Raw genomic sequence first — 14,692 nt, forward strand, 5'->3', positions numbered from 1 at the left:
GTGAGCACCGCGGCCCGCCCGAAGGTCAGCCTATTCGATATCGCGAAGCGGTTGCCGCCCATGGCATTGGACGCACCGTCCATGCTGCGCGGCGCGCTGGGCATGCTGGTGGGGCCGGATGACAAGTCCTCGGTCGGTCTGTATTTCCAACGCAACGCGCACCGGCATCCGGACCGGCCGTTCCTGAAGTGCGAGGGCGAAACCTTCAGCTACCGCGCCGCCAACGCCCAGGTGAATCGTTACGCGCGGGTGCTGGCCGACCGTGGCGTGCAGCGCGGTGACGTGGTCGGCGTGCTGATGACCAATCGCCCGGAAACGCTGTTCGTGGTGCTGGCCACCGTGAAACTCGGTGCGACGGTCGGCCTGCTGAACCACCACCAGCGTGACCAGGTGCTTGCGCACAGCTTCGGACTGCTCGACAGCGTGCTCAACGTAGTCGGCGAAGAGTGCCAGGCGGCACTCGACTCACTCGCCGAACCACTTGCCAACGTGCTCTTTTCGCAAGAGCTGCACAAGGCGGCCGAAGACGCCGACCCGGCCGATCCGTCGAGTTGCGCGCAGATCACCGCCAAGGAACGCGCCTTCCTGATCTTCACCTCCGGTACCACCGGCCTGCCCAAGGCCAGCGTGATGACCCATCTGCGCTGGACCAAGAGCATGTCCGGACTCGGTGGACTCGGAATTCGCCTGCACGGCAACGACTCTCTGTACTGCTGCCTGCCGCTCTATCACAACAACGCACTGACCGTCGCGTTGTCATCGGTGCTGGCCGCGGGCGGCACCTTCGTACTCGGCAGGCAGTTCTCCGCCTCCCGGTTCTGGGACGAGATCATCCGGGAGCAGGCGACCGCATTCATCTACATCGGTGAACTCTGCCGCTACCTGGTCAATCAGCCCGCCAAGCCGACCGATCGGCAGCATCGGGTGCGGCTCGCGGTCGGCAATGGTCTGCGGCCGGAGCTGTGGGACGAGTTCAAGAGCCGTTTCGGCATCGGCCGGATCGTGGAGTTCTACGGTGCCAGCGAGGTGAATATCGCCTTCGTGAATGCCTTCGGTGTGGATCGCACCGCGGGCTTCGGACCGCTGCCCTATGCCATCGTGGAATACGACGATGCGACCGGAAAGGCCAAACGCGACAAGGACGGTCGGTTGCGCCGGGTGCCGCGCGGCGGGGTCGGTCTGCTGCTGGCGAAGGTCACCGATCGTTCGCCCGCCGACGGCTACACCGATAAGGCCGCCTCGGAGGCGAAGCTGGTTCGCGACGGCTTCACCGACGGCGATGTCTGGTTCGACACCGGCGATCTGGTCCGCGATCAGGGCTGGCATCACATCGCGTTCGTCGATCGGCTCGGCGATACGTTCCGTTGGAAGGGCGAGAATGTCGCGACCACCGAGGTCGAGGGTGTGCTCGCCGAATCCGACGCGATCTCGCAGGCGGTCGTATTCGGTGTGGATATCCCAGGCACCGACGGCAAGGCGGGGATGGCGGCGGTGACGCTGCACCCGGATGCCGAATTCGATGGCCGCGCGCTCGCCGAACTGGCCTACTCCAGGTTGCCCGGCTATGCGGTCCCGCTGTTCATTCGGGTCGTCGCCGAACTCGAACAGACCTCGACGTTCAAGAGCCGCAAGGTTGAACTCCGCAAGCAGGGCTACGAATCCGACGCCGAGGGCCAGCTGTATGTGCTCGCCGGTCGCACCGACGGCTACGTCCCGGCCTACGACGAATACGCCGCCGACGTCGCCGCGGCCCGCGCGCCCAAGAATTGACAACACGCCACGCCTGGGGCCGGCACCGCACTTACTTATATGGCCTAAGTAACCCGGGGAGGCGGGGGAGATACAGTCGGGTGCATGTTCAGCCCCACCGCAGCGCCGCTTCCCACCCTATGCGGCAAGCCGGTGGCGACGGATCGGGCGTTGGTGATGGCCATCGTCAACCGCACGCCCGATTCCTTCTACGACCGGGGTGCGACCTTCACCGATGCGGCAGCCATGGACGCGGTCGCGCGGGCCGTCGACGAGGGCACCGATCTGGTCGATATCGGCGGGGTCAAGGCCGGGCCGGGGACTGTGGTCGATGCGGCGGAAGAGGCTCGCCGGGTGGTCCCGTTCGTGGCGGCGATTCGGGAGAAGTATCCGGAGCTACTGATCAGCATCGATACTTGGCGCGCCGAGGTGGCCGAGGCGGCCGTCACGGCGGGTGCGGACCTGATCAACGATACGTGGGCGGGCGCCGATCCGGATTTGGTGCACGTGGCCGCCGATCGCGGCGTCGGCATCGTGTGCAGCCATACCGGTGGGGCTGTTCCGCGCACCCGTCCGCATCGGGTGCGCTACGCCGACGTGGTGGCCGAAGTAACCCGGACCGTGCAGCGGGCCGCTGAAGACGCACTCGCCGCCGGGGTTCGCAAGGATTCGATTCTGATCGATCCGACCCATGATTTCGGCAAGAACACTTACCACGGGCTCGAGTTGTTGCGAGGAATAGACGTTCTTGTAAATACCGGATGGCCAGTCTTGATGGCGCTCAGCAACAAGGATTTCATCGGGGAGACTTTAGGTGTCGGTCTATCCGAACGGTTGGAGGGCACATTGGCAGCAACGGCATGGTCGGCGGCCGCCGGCGCCCGAGTCTTCCGAGTGCACGAGGTCGCCGATACCCGGCGCGTCGTGGACATGATCGCCGCGATACAGGGCATCCGGCCCCCCGCACGAACCCTGCGAGGTCTGGTATGAATTTCCACCACCACGACAGCCCGCTCTGGGCGACGACGAATACCTGGGACACCCCGGACTGGACGGTCGAGGGACTGATCGCCGCCAAGCGCGGACGCACCGTTTCGGTGGTGCTGCCCGCGCTGAACGAAGAGAACACCGTCGCCGATGTGGTAGCCAGCATTCGACCGCTGCTCGGCAACCTGGTCGACGAGCTGATCGTGCTCGATTCCGGATCGACCGATGCCACCGCCGAACGCGCGCTGGCCGCGGGTGCCGAGGTGATCAGTCGCGAACAGGCCGTCCCCGAACTCGATCCGATGCCGGGCAAGGGTGAGGTGCTGTGGCGATCGCTGGCGGTAACCAGCGGCGATGTCATTGCCTTCGTCGATTCCGATCTCATCGACCCGGATCCCGCATTCGTGCCGAAGCTGCTCGGGCCGCTGCTACTGGTCGACGATATGCATCTGGTGAAGGCCTACTATCGCAGGCCGCTGCGGCAGGCCGGTGCCGTCGACGCCCACGGCGGCGGTCGCGTCACCGAACTCGTGGCCCGTCCGCTGCTCGCCGCATTGCGTCCGGGACTGTCGCAGGTGCTGCAGCCGCTCGGCGGTGAATACGCGGGCACCCGTGAACTGCTCACCTCGGTACCGTTCGCCCCCGGCTACGGCGTGGAGATCGGCTTGCTCCTCGACACCTACGACCGCCTCGGTCTATCCGCGATCGGCCAGGTGAATCTCGGCGTGCGCACCCACCGCAACCGCCCACTCGCCGACCTGGGCGTAATGAGCCGCCAAATCCTCGGCACCGTCCTCGGCCGCAGCGGTGTCCAGGACTCCGGCGCCGCCCTGACCCAATTCCCGCTGATCGGCGATGCTTTCACCGCGCACAGCACGGAGGTCTCCCTCGCCGATCGTCCGCCGATGAATACACTGCGCCCCGCCTGGGCCGCAGCCTGAAATAACGACGAACCCCGGCCGAGCTCGGGTTCACGCGGTCGTCGCAACACTCTCGATGTGAGAGGTTGCGACGATCGTGTCGTTTCAGGAGGATTTGGCTCGACCCCGCCCTCCTGTTCGCCGACGAGCTGAACACCCTTCGGTAGCCGCACTCAGCGAACCTCGTCCGCAGGCTGCCGAGCTGCGGCCGATCCGAACAGCTCCCTGCGGCCGCCGATTCCTTTCCGAGTTGGCCGAGGTCTACATGTCGACGGTGCGGCACCGACCGCGACGAGGCAAGCCGAGAAAGAGAGTTGATTGCTGTGCGAATTCCCAGCACTATGCGCGCCCTGCAGCAGACCTCCCTGATGGGTCCGCAGGATATGCGTTTGATCATCGACGCGCCGATACCGGGGCCCGGCCCAGGCGAGATCCTGATCCGGGTCGATGCCGCTGGCGTCAACTTCGCCGATATCTCGAGGGCCTACGGCACCTTCCTCGGCGGCCCACAGCCACCGTATCTGGCGGGTTTCGAGGCGGCGGGAGAGGTCGTGGCGGTGGGCGAGGCGGTGACCGGCCCGCAGCCGGGTGCCCGCGTTATCGGCGTCGGCGACGGCGCTTTCGCCGAGTACATGCTCCTGCCCGCGGCCGCGGCGGTGCCGGTACCGATGGACTGGAGCGCCGAGCAGGCGCTGGGCCTGGTCGTGAACTGGCCGACCGCACTGGCCGCACTCCGGCCGCTGGGCCGCATCGCCGCGGGAGAGACCGTGCTGATCCACGCCGCGGCGGGCGCGACCGGCCAAGCCGCGGTGACCATGGCCAAGCACTACGGTGCGACGGTCATCGCCACGGCCGCGCCGGGCAAGCACGAGACTGTGCGGGCACTCGGGGCCGATCACGTCCTGGACTCCCGCGCCGACGATCTCGCCGCCGAGGTACTGAAGCGGACCGACGGCCTCGGTGCCGACCTGGTGCTCGAGTCCGCCGGCGGCGCCACCTTCGACGCCAGCCTGGCCGCGGCCAAGCGGGTCATCGGCCGGATTGTCGTGTACGGCGTCGCAGGCGGTGAAGCCGCGATCACCAACTGGGAGCTGGTGTACAAACACCAGGTCACCATCATCGGCCTCAACATCGGCGTGCTGAGCCAGGCCGCACCGCAGATCTTCGGCGAGCTCATGGGTGAGCTGTCCGCACTCATCGCCACCGGCGTGCTCGCCCCCGCTCGGCCCACCGCCTACGACTTGTCCGACGGCCCGAAGGTCCTCGCGCAACTCGAAACCCGCGCTACGACCGGCAAACTGGCACTGCTGCCCTGACAGCCGCTGAGCTGGGCTTCGATTCCTTCGCAATAGCGTCTCGGTCGTACTGGGTGACGGTCCCGAGCGGCGGGAGCGATCGGGATAAGGAGCAGCGCATGGCGAGCGGGCAATCCACGGCAATGGTTGAGCGGTATCGCAAGCGATTGATGGCTCCGGCGACGGACCACGAGCGGACGCCGCGAGGCAACCGCCTATCGGCGGATGACTTGGATGCCATCGCGAGTCCGCTCGCCTGGCGGCGACCTAAACTCGCGGCATGACAGCGGATGCGCTGGAGGCGGCGAACAAGGACCGGTTCGCCGCCGAAACCGAGCGGTTCCGCCGGGAGCTGCTGGCGCACTGCTACCGCATGGTCGGCTCGGCCCACGACGCGGAGGACCTGGTTCAGGAAACCTATCTTCGAGCGTGGCGGTCTTATGCCGGATTCGAGGGCCGCGCCTCGATTCGGTCATGGCTCTACAAGATCGCCACCAACGTCTGTCTGACGGCGTTGCGGCCGCGCCGGATCCGGGTGCTGCCCTCGGGCCTGGCAGGTCCTTACGATGGACCCGATCGCCCGCCGAGTCACGTTGCGCCGGAAGATGTTTCGTGGCTGGAACCGATGCCGGACGGGTGGCTCGCCCCACCCGCTGATGATCCGGCCGCGGCGGTGATCGCGCGCGAGTCGCTACGGCTGGCGCTAATCGCCAGCCTGCAGCACTTACCCGCCCGCCAGCGTGCGATCCTCATCCTGCGTGAGGTAATGGCATTCTCCGCGGCCGAAACCGCGGAGATCCTCGGCACCACTACCGCGGCGGTCAAGAGCGGTCTGCAGCGCGCCCGCGCCCGGCTGGACGAACTGGAGCCGGAGCCCGAGGAACTACTCGAACCAACCGACCAGCGGGCACGTGCGCTACTCGACGGCTACATCGCAGCCTTCGAACGCGCCGATGCTGGTCTACTGGAACAAGTGCTGCGCACCGACGCCACGCTGGAGGCGACGCCATTCCGCGAGTGGTACGTGGGCCGGATGAATTGCATCCATGTGCTCGACGCGTACGTGCTCGGCGCGCCGGGTAGCTGGCGGATGCTGGCCACCACGGCCAATGGCCAGCCCGCCGCCGTCATCTACTACCGCGACGCCGACGGTGCGTTCCGCGCAAACGGCATCGTGGTGCTGGCCGCAACTTCTACCGGAGTCTCCCGCGTGATCGCGCTCCACGATCCGGCGCTGGTCGCGATGTTCGGCTTCCCCGACGCGCTCGCACACTGAACTCGAACCGAATGGCATTGAGTTCCAACACCTTCCGATCTCCATGAGATTGTCCGCGACTTAACGATGCGCGCGAACGCTTGAGAAAACATACGGTCGACCGTATTCTCTTGCGAATGGCACAACACACCTTCACCGAGTCGAACGACCCGTTCTGCCTCGACCACGCGGATGCCGTGGCATTGCTGACCGGAGCCCCGTGGGGCAGGTATGCCGTTATCGGCGACAGCCTTTCGGCGGGAACCGGCGATCAAACCCCGGGCTACCAGGATCGGGGCTGGTCAGACCGGGTTGCTGAGCTCTTACTTGCGGTCCGTCCGGATCTGGAGTACCTCAATGTCTCCGAGATCGGGGCAACAACCGCACAGACGCTCGAGAACCAGGCGGCCCGCATGCTCGAGTTCTCTCCGGACCTGCTCCACCTGCCATGCGGGGCCAACGACATCGTGCGGCGCAGGCCGGATTTCGGTGAGATCGAGCGAACGCTTCGGCAGATGTACGACCTGGCGAAGGGGACCGGCGCTCTGCTGACGACGTTCACCCTCGGAAGGGCATATATCGTCCCGGTCTTCCCTGACTGGCCGGAGCGCGTTGCGGCGGTCAACGAGATCGTGCGAAAGCTCGCTGCCGAATACGACGCCCTCGTGGTGGACATGTGGGATCACCCCATCAACGACCGCGACAACCTGCTCAGCGCGGATCGAATCCACTTCTCGACCTCGGGCCAGGCCGTGATGGCGGCCGAGGTGGTCAAAAAGCTGGCTGATTCCCTAGTGAAAGAGGCTTCTTCTCATGGCAAGTAGTCAGCGGTCAGCTATCCAGCCGGTAGTGGAAGCCGACGCGATTCCATGGATGACGATATCGATTGTCTTGACCGCCCTATTCATTGCTGTCCTCGACTCATTCATCGTCGTGGTCGCCGACCCTTCTATCGTGACGGACCTGCATGCCTCTTCCGGTGATATCCAGTGGGTTCTGGCGGGTTATCAGCTGAGTTACGCGGTCTTCATCATTACCGCTACGCGCCTGGCCGACCTGTACGGCCGCAAGCGGATTTTCCTTCTCGGGGTAGCTCTGTTCACGCTGTCGTCAGTCGCGTGCGCGCTGTCACCGAACGCAGGCAGCCTTATCGCCGCGCGTGTCATCCAGGGCCTCGGAGCTGCCCTGATGGTTCCCCAGGTGTTCGCGTACGTCACGGTGCTGGTGCCCGAGGCGCGGCGGCACGGCGTATACGGCGTGCTCGGCATCGTCATCGGTATGGCCACCATCGGCGGCCAGGTCATCGGCGGACTGCTGATCGGCGCCAATCTGTTCGACTCCGGGTGGCGACTGGTGTTCTGGGTGAATGTGCCGATCGGAATCGTCATGCTCGTGCTAGCCGTGCGATACCTGCCGCAGACAGGCTCAGCCGCCACCCGCAAGCTGGACATGCCCGGCGTCCTGGTGCTCAGCGCGGCACTGTTCCTCCTGGTGCTCCCGCTGATCCAGGGACAGGAGGCAGGCTGGCCATGGTGGGTCTGGGCTTGCTTCGCGGGCAGCGCGGTCGCGTTCGGCCTATTCGTCGCGATCGAGCGGGACCTGGAACGGCGGGACGGAGATCCGTTGGTACCGCTGACGCTGTTCAGACAGCGCTCGTTCTCGCTCGGGATCATTCTCGTCCTGGCCCTGTACGCGCTGATCTACTCGTATTACCTGGCCTTGTCGGTGACGATGCAGCAAGGCCTCGATATGTCGGCGCTCGGGGCGGGGCTGGTCTACACGCCCGCAGCCATCGCGTTTTTCGTATTCAGCATGGTAGCGAGCCGGACCATCCCGAAATATGGACGACGGGTCCTGGAAATCGGGGCGATCATACTGGCGAGCGGTTACCTGGCGACCGGGCTCCTGCTGATGTCCGGCCCGCGAATCACTCCATTGCTGGTGATCCCCACCCTCGTTCTGCAGAGCGTCGGTGGCGGACTGGTCATCACCCCGGCGCTCAACACGGTGCTGAGCCGCGTCGAGCCGGAGTCGGCCGGTGTCGCGTCCGGGGCGTTGTCCACTGCTCAGCAGTGTGGGGGAGCAGTAGGCGTAGCCATTATCGGCGCGGTCTACTTCAGCTCATTTCATCCCGCGGCAGTCGGCAGGGTCGCCGCCGCGGGCCACGCCTTCGCGGTCGCGTCCTTCGGGACATTCGTCATCGCTGTCATAGCGGGCATTGTCGTCTTCCTGCTGCCGAAGCGCCCAGCGGACCAGACCTGATCAGGTCCCCGCGCCGCTATACCGAGAGATACGGCGAGCGGCCCTGTCCCGAAATAGGGCCGCTCGCTGTCGATCGAGGGCAGTGCCCTCGTCCAGATACCTTCCTGCGCCACCAGTTCCGGCTCGCCGTGCTTAGTGATGCGGCGGTCGGTGCGGCGCGGGCGACCACCATTCGACTGCGTTCGACGGAACCCTCCGAACCGAGTCGCGATGCGGCAGAAGCTACCCGGACGCGGCACTAAGCGTCGGGCCGGTTGAATTCCCCATCTTGTAGACCTGCCATGAAAGCGTCCCATTCGCCGGGCGTGAGGACGAGAGCTGGACCTGTCGGGTTCTTGGAGTCACGGACCCCGACGTATCCGGCCGCCAGCCAAGCGACTTCCACACACGCTTCCTTGCCGCTGCTAAAGCTTGATTTGAACCACTGTGCGCCGGTGGTGTCGATGGTCACGGCTTGTATCTCCTTGCTATCGTCCGGAGACGATCTTTCGATTCTTGCTCCCCTAGCGCAGCACGCTCGAGGGTTTCGTGAATGTCACGGAACTCTTTCAAGTCCGCTTCTTCCTCGAAAATCATTGTCCCTGTCGTGGTCTCGGTGTAGACGACCGAAGGCTCACGGCTTTCAGGCGGAAAGTCGATGATGATGTACGGCGTTGGAACCGTGTGCGTGGGGTTTCCCGCCATATACGGCACGATACGGATGCTGACGTTCTCCCGCGTACTCATGTCGGCGAGGTGTCGGCACACCCCGGCCATTACATCTCGGGATCCCACGACTGTATGCAGGACATTCTCATGTAGTACGAACTCTGCGCGTGCCGGTTTGTACCGGCGGGTCAGCACGGCTGCGCGCTGCATTCGCAGCGCTACACGTGTTTCAACGTCGGCGGGCGTATCGGTCGGGCGATACGGCTGTTCGATAGCTCTCGCATAGTCGGGGGTCTGCAAAATTCCCGGGACGATCAGTGGTTGGTAGAACTGCAGCTGTGAGGCCCCGGCCTCGAGTCCGAGATAGGTGTTGTATCCGGGATAGATCAGGTGCCGAGATGCCTGCCACCACGGCTTTGTAGCCGTTTGTGCCGCAAGGGCTTTCAGTTCTGCAATCTTTTCCGGAGGCAGGCCGTACACATTGCCGATCGCATCCACATCGCGCTGTTTGACCTTGTCGTTCTCGCCTTTCTCGAGGCGGCCAACCGTTGCCTTGCCCATCTCCAGTAGCCGCCCGGCCTGCTCCTGCGTCAGACCAGCACCCTCGCGCGCCTCTTTGAGTAGCCGCCCAAGTTGCCGACGCACCAGGGTTGTACTGCGCTGATCATCCCTCGCCATCGCTCCCTTTCCCCTGCTCCACCCGTTTTGGTCCTCGTTTGCGGCCCGTTTCGGGCCTTACGTTCGCGTTGACCGGTCCAACCCCTTGGTGAACGGCCGACCTTAATCGGGCCGCCCGTTTTGGGGCGCCTTGACTGCCCGCTCGCAGCAACATATCTCCATGGCCCAGCAAGAAGGAAGCCTCTCGGTGCCGCAAGCGCGCGTCCTGCGGGCGCTGAGCTGCGGCGGAATGCTCACCGAACGGCAGATCAAGATTTCCGCGAGTCTCACCGCGTGGACGACCCGCCAAACCGTGGCGAACCTCGCCAGGCGGAATCTGATCGTCGCCGGAGCCCGGCGCGGTCGATACGAGATCACGCGCCTAGGACGAAACACATTGGCGGCAAAGGGATCTGAGTATGGCACGGCAACGGCAAGGGTCAACCGATAGCTCGACAGGCAGACGTGGGAGGGCGAGATGCACGAGATCCATCGGACCGAGATCGACGGCGTACAGGCCACCTGGCGACTGAATCACCTACGACAGGTTGAAATCATGAACGTACACAACACATCTGAGCCTCTGCCGATCGTCACGTTCGGCCCGAGTTCGTATCCGGATCTGGCTCGAGCGCGGGAGCAGTGGCCGAAGCTGGCGCGGCTCTGGGACGCGGTACGCCACGACATGTGGACGGAACTGTTTCCCAGGTACCGGCGCTCGGTCTTGGTCAGGTTCCCGCAGTGAACGCGGATAAGACGCCGGGCGACGAGCGGCATGCGAATGAACTGCCTTCGATACGAGAGTGGTTGCGCGCCATCGAGAATGCCGCCGGTCCTGGCTATCGTGTCGAGCGCGAACCCAATCCACCGTACGGCTGGAACCTTGTCGACGCATCGGACTCGATTGTTTGCAGCGGCGCTCTGAACCGGCTCGACCAATGGCTCACCCGTCGGGCCACCGATTCCACGACATCGCTGTGCGCGGCGGGTAGCCCTTTGCCGCAACGGGTTCCAGGTGCTTCGGGACACATTCCGCCCGGTCCGGCGAAGCAGCTACCGATCGAGCTGATGACTCGGTTCGCCACCGCAGTGACCGACTGGGCCGCTGAACCGCCAGATGCCTCCTCTGCATAACGCGTGCGTCGACGTGACGACGGCACTTGGTTGTCAGTTGCAGGTCGGGCAGGGCCTTCGGCGGGCGATGTAGACCGTAGTTGTCACCGATTACAGGTTGCTGGAGTCAGCGAGTCGGCATGGGTCCGCTGACCGCTCATCGGTGACGTGAACCTCTATGCCGAATGGCGTGCATCAGCACGAACAAGTCGAAACGATATGAGAATCGGTCTAGACAGCGAGTGGTGGTGCTGCTGGAGCGGGCTGGTCAGGTGGGTCGTAGCTTCGCCATGCCTCGGCCAAGCGGCGTACGGCCTCGCGTAGGCTGCCGGGATCGGCGACGAAGCTGATTCGGATATAATCGATGCTGCCGCCGGAGGCGTCGAGGCCGGCGCCGGGCAGGATCGCGACACCGTGCCGCAGGGCGCGCTGAGCGAACGAAGTGCCGTCCCCGTGGGGCAGCCGAATCCACAGTGTCTGACCGCCGGACACCGTGGGGACCTCCCATTCCGGTAGGCGCTCGGTCAGCTCGGCCACCAGAAGATCGTGACTCTCCTTGCGCTGCTGCACAATTCGCTCGCGCAGCGGATCCAGATTGCGAAGTAACCAGGCAGCGGCCAACTGAGCTGGAATGTTGCCGCCGAGATCATGCACGGCGCGCAGTCGGGCCAACCGGGCGATCACCGGGATCGGTGCACGCACCCAGCCGACGCGCAGTCCACCCCAGACGATCTTGCTGAGCGAACCGATGGATATCACGGACTCGTCCAGGGCTGCCAACGGTGGTGGTGGCGGATCGGTCCCCGGGAATCCGAGTTCGGTCAGCACCTCATCATCGATCAGCGGCACCCCGGCGGTTCGCGCCGACTCGATCAGTGTCCGCCGGGCAAGTGCGGGAAGCACCGCGCCCGTGGGGTTCTGGTATGTCGCCACGACGTAGGCGAGCGTCGCCGGGGTCACCGCGCCCAGGCCCACCGGACCTGTCCGCGGTATCGCAGCGACCTCCCGAAATGCCTCCAGCGCACCGGGATAGGTCGGCGCCTCCACTAGTACTCGGTCGCCGGGCCGCAGCAGCGCGCGGGCGAGCAAGGACAGCGCCTGTTGTCCCCCACCGGTGACGAGAATCTGCTCCGGATCGGTCGGCACGCCACGTGCCGAGTATCGATCGGCAATCGTCGTGCGCAGCAGCGGATGTCCGGTCGGCCGATACCCGATGTCGCCGTCGGCCGCGGCGAGTTCGGGCAGGATGTGCCGATACGCCTGAGCCACCTCGGGCGGCGGTGTCGCTGGGGCGGCACAGGCGAGCGCGATGACATCGGCGTCCGGTTCGAGCAGCTGCAGAAAGGCCGGAGAGTGCGTGGTCTCCCGGGCCGGGAGCGCTCCCGGCCCCGCTACCCGGGTGCCGCTACCTTGGCGGCGCACCACCCGCCCCTCCACACTGAGCAGGTCGTAGGCCGCCACGACCGTACTGCGCCCCACCGCAAGTGCTTTCGCAAGCCTGCGGTCGGGCGGCAACAGCAGGCCCGACCGCAGCTCACCGTCATCTATCAACGTCCGCAATCGCCCGGCCAACAGCAGATATAGCGGCCCTCGGTCGGCGGACCAGCGACCGAGCCGGTCGGCAAGTTCGATTGGCTCCATACGCAAACCATTCTGCCCCAATTGGCTCTAGGGACACGACCCTGCCGCCGCGAGGATGAAGTCATGAGCAAGATCTCCATCACCGATGTCGTCGATGACCTGACCGGACCATGGCAGCCGCGGGACCTGGCCATTGCCAACGACGCCGTGGTACGCATCGCCCGCTTCCACGGCACATTCCCCTGGCACCACCACGACGAGGACGAACTGTTCCTGTGCTGGAGCGGCACCTTCCGCATCGAACTACAAGACCACGAGCCGGTGACGCTAGTTCCCGGCGAAATCTTCGTCGTTCCGCGCGGAGTCGAACATCGGCCGGTGGCCGAGGAACCGGCTCACGGGATCATGATCGAACGACCCGAAACCAAACAGTACGGCAACTGAAAACCCGCTGGCATGAACCTGGCGACCAGACAGTTGGTGATCGCCGCTTCGAGGTGAATGCCGATAAAGATCCGCCAATTCGGCTGGCGCGTGGCCGACGAGCGGCCGCTTTGCCGAATCCCATACGGTTTTCATGTCAGCGAGCGCACGCCCGCGACGTCGTACTCGGCGACCGAGGCGGCGCGGATCGCAGCACTCTGCGCGTCGCTAGGGCCTCCGTCACGGAAATCCTCAACGGCCGCCCGCGACTCCCATCGTTCGAAGATGACGATGCGACTCGCATCGACCAGGTCGGCAGAGATCGAGAAGTCGAGGCAACCGGGCGCGCGGCGAGCCTGTTCGACTATGCCCACACAGTCGAACAGGTAGGAATTCCGCTGTTCCGGGTCGACCACGAGATGCCCTGCGACTATGACCATTTGCTGCCCCTGTCTGAGTTCGAAATCGGTCGGTCGAAGGTATGACGACCAGTCGCACCGGAACTCATCGGTGGCCGCGCCGCGCGATCGGCTCAACTCGGCCAGGGGCCGACCTTGCTGGTCGAACACGCGCACATGCCGATGAGAGGACGCATTTGCGGTGGCGGTCGCGCGGGCGGTGCTCGACCTGGCCGGTGTGTCGATCACGGTGGATCTTGCGGCACTGGTAAGCAGCAGGGCGTAGATCGCCGAGTCAATGGTGTATCGGGCCCTCGGTTTGTGCCAATGGCCTGGCTGACGCACCACCGCGCTCGGCGAGAATGTGAGCGGCGATGGATATCGCGGTCTCGTCGGGCGTGTGGGCGTTGAGGTCAAGGCCGAGTGGGCTTTTCAGGCGTCTGAGCTGATCGTCGGTGATACCGGCGGCACGCAGGCGTTCGATGCGTTCGGCATGCGTGCGCCGCGAACCCAGTGCGCCAACGAAACCGATTTCATCGATAGCCAAGGCCGCCACCAGCATCGGCACATCGAATTTGGTGTCGTGCGTGAGCACGCAGACCACGGTGCGCCCGTCGATACGCCCCGCGGCGTGCTCGGCGCTCAGATAGCGGTGCGGCCAGTCGACGACAACCTCGTGGGCGGAGGGGAATCGGGCAGGGGTGGCGAAGGTTTCGCGGGCGTCGACGACGGTGACGCGGTAGCCGAGCTGGCGACCGGTGCGGGCGAGGGCGCGCACGAAGTCATTGGCGCCCGCCAGGATCATGCGTGCCGGGGCGGCGAAGGTCTGGACGAAGACACGCGGGCGCGGGGCCTGCACCGTTTCGCATTCGTCCGAGCCGACCAGACCGCTGCGTCCGGCGGCGAGCAGCGCCCGCGCGTCGCGGTCGACGCCGCGCCAGGGCTCGGAGCCGCCGGGACGCAGGAGTTTCCACTCGGGCGCGGCGTCCAGGGTGGTCGCCAGCGAAACCGGCTCACCAGCCGCGATCGCCGCGCGCAATGCCGAAAGCACCAGCAGCCTCGTCTCATCGACCCGCTCGACGAAGACTTCGATCTCACCCCCGCAGGTCAGCCCCACCGCGAAACCGTCGGCCTCGGCATACCCGAACCGATCCGACACCGCATGTCCACTGACCAACACTTCCCGCGCCGACTCGACCACCGTGGCCTCGACACACCCGCCCGATAACGAGCCGTGCACCTCGCCGTCCGCGGTAACCACCATCGCCGCGCCCAATTCGCGTGGCCCCGGCCCAGTCGCATCCACGATGCGGGCCAACGCCACCGGCTCTCGATCGGCCAGCTGCACCAACTGTTCGAGCATCGTGCGCACGGCCACCGATCCTTTCCCGGGCGGACCCTTTC

16 protein-coding genes are annotated in these 14,692 nt (G+C 65.4%); 11 read left to right on the forward strand and 5 right to left on the reverse strand.

The features are described 5' to 3' along the window. The 7 genes from ACIBG0_RS26905 to ACIBG0_RS26935 all read left to right on the forward strand — a co-directional run bounded on the left by ACIBG0_RS26905 (nt 1) and on the right by ACIBG0_RS26935 (nt 8,468). Nucleotides 1–1,770 carry a long-chain-acyl-CoA synthetase gene (locus ACIBG0_RS26905; RefSeq protein ID WP_397035902.1) on the forward strand — a complete coding sequence of 590 codons (1,770 nt, stop codon included), beginning with the start codon at nt 1–3 and terminating at the stop codon, nt 1,768–1,770. Nucleotides 1,771–1,854: 84 nt separating this feature from the next. After that, entirely contained in the window at nt 1,855–2,739 is an 885-nt protein-coding gene (folP, locus tag ACIBG0_RS26910; protein ID WP_397035904.1) for a dihydropteroate synthase, read from the forward strand. Next, the gene (locus tag ACIBG0_RS26915) at nt 2,736–3,677 is read left to right on the forward strand and encodes a glucosyl-3-phosphoglycerate synthase (protein WP_397035906.1); all 942 of its coding nucleotides are present in this window, start codon (nt 2,736–2,738) and stop codon (nt 3,675–3,677) included. The genes folP and ACIBG0_RS26915 overlap by 4 nt, the downstream gene beginning before the upstream one ends. Nucleotides 3,678–3,979: 302 nt before the next feature. After that, the gene (locus ACIBG0_RS26920) at nt 3,980–4,972 is read left to right on the forward strand and encodes an NADPH:quinone oxidoreductase family protein (protein ID WP_397035908.1); all 993 of its coding nucleotides are present in this window, start codon (nt 3,980–3,982) and stop codon (nt 4,970–4,972) included. Nucleotides 4,973–5,231: 259 nt separating this feature from the next. Next, on the forward strand, nt 5,232–6,227 hold the full coding sequence (locus ACIBG0_RS26925) for an RNA polymerase subunit sigma-70 (RefSeq protein ID WP_397035910.1): 996 nt from the start codon (nt 5,232–5,234) through the stop codon (nt 6,225–6,227). 116 nt (nt 6,228–6,343) lie between these two features. Beyond that, complete coding sequence (locus ACIBG0_RS26930; RefSeq protein ID WP_397035912.1) at nt 6,344–7,030, forward strand: SGNH/GDSL hydrolase family protein; 687 nt, start codon at nt 6,344–6,346, stop codon at nt 7,028–7,030. Nucleotides 7,031–7,079: 49 nt separating this feature from the next. Further along, the gene (locus ACIBG0_RS26935; protein ID WP_397035914.1) at nt 7,080–8,468 is read left to right on the forward strand and encodes an MFS transporter; all 1,389 of its coding nucleotides are present in this window, start codon (nt 7,080–7,082) and stop codon (nt 8,466–8,468) included. Between the two features lie 238 nt (nt 8,469–8,706). Here ACIBG0_RS26935 and ACIBG0_RS26940 read toward each other — a convergent pair whose 3' ends face one another. Next, on the reverse strand, nt 8,707–8,919 hold the full coding sequence (locus tag ACIBG0_RS26940) for a DUF397 domain-containing protein (RefSeq protein ID WP_397035915.1): 213 nt from the start codon (nt 8,917–8,919) through the stop codon (nt 8,707–8,709). Next, entirely contained in the window at nt 8,916–9,794 is an 879-nt protein-coding gene (locus tag ACIBG0_RS26945) for a helix-turn-helix domain-containing protein (protein WP_397035917.1), read from the reverse strand. The genes ACIBG0_RS26940 and ACIBG0_RS26945 overlap by 4 nt, the downstream gene beginning before the upstream one ends. Before the next feature lie 160 nt (nt 9,795–9,954). On the opposite strand from ACIBG0_RS26945, the gene ACIBG0_RS26950 reads away from it, so the two are divergent. Genes ACIBG0_RS26950 through ACIBG0_RS26960 form a run of 3 tightly spaced genes read left to right on the forward strand, consistent with a single transcriptional unit; the run spans nt 9,955 to nt 10,907 of the window. Further along, nucleotides 9,955–10,224, forward strand: a complete 270-nt coding sequence (locus ACIBG0_RS26950) for a hypothetical protein (protein ID WP_397035919.1) — start codon at nt 9,955–9,957, stop codon at nt 10,222–10,224. Between the two features lie 27 nt (nt 10,225–10,251). Continuing rightward, nucleotides 10,252–10,518, forward strand: coding sequence for a hypothetical protein (locus ACIBG0_RS26955; RefSeq protein ID WP_397035921.1), 267 nt, complete (start codon nt 10,252–10,254; stop codon nt 10,516–10,518). Continuing rightward, nucleotides 10,515–10,907: a hypothetical protein gene (locus tag ACIBG0_RS26960; RefSeq protein WP_397035922.1), complete on the forward strand. Its 393-nt coding sequence runs from the start codon at nt 10,515–10,517 to the stop codon at nt 10,905–10,907. The genes ACIBG0_RS26955 and ACIBG0_RS26960 overlap by 4 nt, the downstream gene beginning before the upstream one ends. Nucleotides 10,908–11,117: 210 nt before the next feature. Here the strand turns inward: ACIBG0_RS26960 and ACIBG0_RS26965 are convergent, their stop codons facing one another. Next, nucleotides 11,118–12,527, reverse strand: coding sequence for a PLP-dependent aminotransferase family protein (locus tag ACIBG0_RS26965; RefSeq protein WP_397035924.1), 1,410 nt, complete (start codon nt 12,525–12,527; stop codon nt 11,118–11,120). A 63-nt stretch (nt 12,528–12,590) separates the two neighbouring features. On the opposite strand from ACIBG0_RS26965, the gene ACIBG0_RS26970 reads away from it, so the two are divergent. Beyond that, a complete protein-coding gene (locus tag ACIBG0_RS26970; protein ID WP_397035926.1) occupies nt 12,591–12,911 on the forward strand; it encodes a cupin domain-containing protein in 321 nt (106 codons plus the stop codon). 131 nt (nt 12,912–13,042) lie between these two features. Here ACIBG0_RS26970 and ACIBG0_RS26975 read toward each other — a convergent pair whose 3' ends face one another. Then, nucleotides 13,043–13,330 (reverse strand): putative quinol monooxygenase, encoded by a 288-nt coding sequence (locus ACIBG0_RS26975; protein WP_397035928.1) that lies wholly within the window; start codon nt 13,328–13,330, stop codon nt 13,043–13,045. 253 nt (nt 13,331–13,583) lie between these two features. Further along, entirely contained in the window at nt 13,584–14,660 is a 1,077-nt protein-coding gene (locus ACIBG0_RS26980; RefSeq protein WP_397035930.1) for an XdhC family protein, read from the reverse strand. Between the last annotated feature and the right edge of the window lie 32 nt (nt 14,661–14,692).

This window comes from Nocardia sp. NPDC050630 (assembly GCF_044457245.1).
Taxonomy (GTDB): domain Bacteria; phylum Actinomycetota; class Actinomycetes; order Mycobacteriales; family Mycobacteriaceae; genus Nocardia.

Bases quoted from the DNA above. Each gene is read 5' to 3' on its own strand.
- folP (WP_397035904.1), top strand. From the start codon at position 1,855: ATGTTCAGCCCCACCGCAGCGCCGCTTCCCACCCTATGCGGCAAGCCG.
- ACIBG0_RS26915 (WP_397035906.1), top strand. From the start codon at position 2,736: ATGAATTTCCACCACCACGACAGCCCGCTCTGGGCGACGACGAATACC.
- ACIBG0_RS26925 (WP_397035910.1), top strand. From the start codon at position 5,232: ATGACAGCGGATGCGCTGGAGGCGGCGAACAAGGACCGGTTCGCCGCC.
- ACIBG0_RS26930 (WP_397035912.1), top strand. From the start codon at position 6,344: ATGGCACAACACACCTTCACCGAGTCGAACGACCCGTTCTGCCTCGAC.
- ACIBG0_RS26935 (WP_397035914.1), top strand. From the start codon at position 7,080: ATGACGATATCGATTGTCTTGACCGCCCTATTCATTGCTGTCCTCGAC.
- ACIBG0_RS26945 (WP_397035917.1), bottom strand. From the start codon at position 9,794: ATGGCGAGGGATGATCAGCGCAGTACAACCCTGGTGCGTCGGCAACTT.
- ACIBG0_RS26950 (WP_397035919.1), top strand. From the start codon at position 9,955: ATGGCCCAGCAAGAAGGAAGCCTCTCGGTGCCGCAAGCGCGCGTCCTG.
- ACIBG0_RS26955 (WP_397035921.1), top strand. From the start codon at position 10,252: ATGCACGAGATCCATCGGACCGAGATCGACGGCGTACAGGCCACCTGG.
- ACIBG0_RS26965 (WP_397035924.1), bottom strand. From the start codon at position 12,527: ATGGAGCCAATCGAACTTGCCGACCGGCTCGGTCGCTGGTCCGCCGAC.
- ACIBG0_RS26970 (WP_397035926.1), top strand. From the start codon at position 12,591: ATGAGCAAGATCTCCATCACCGATGTCGTCGATGACCTGACCGGACCA.
- ACIBG0_RS26975 (WP_397035928.1), bottom strand. From the start codon at position 13,330: ATGGTCATAGTCGCAGGGCATCTCGTGGTCGACCCGGAACAGCGGAAT.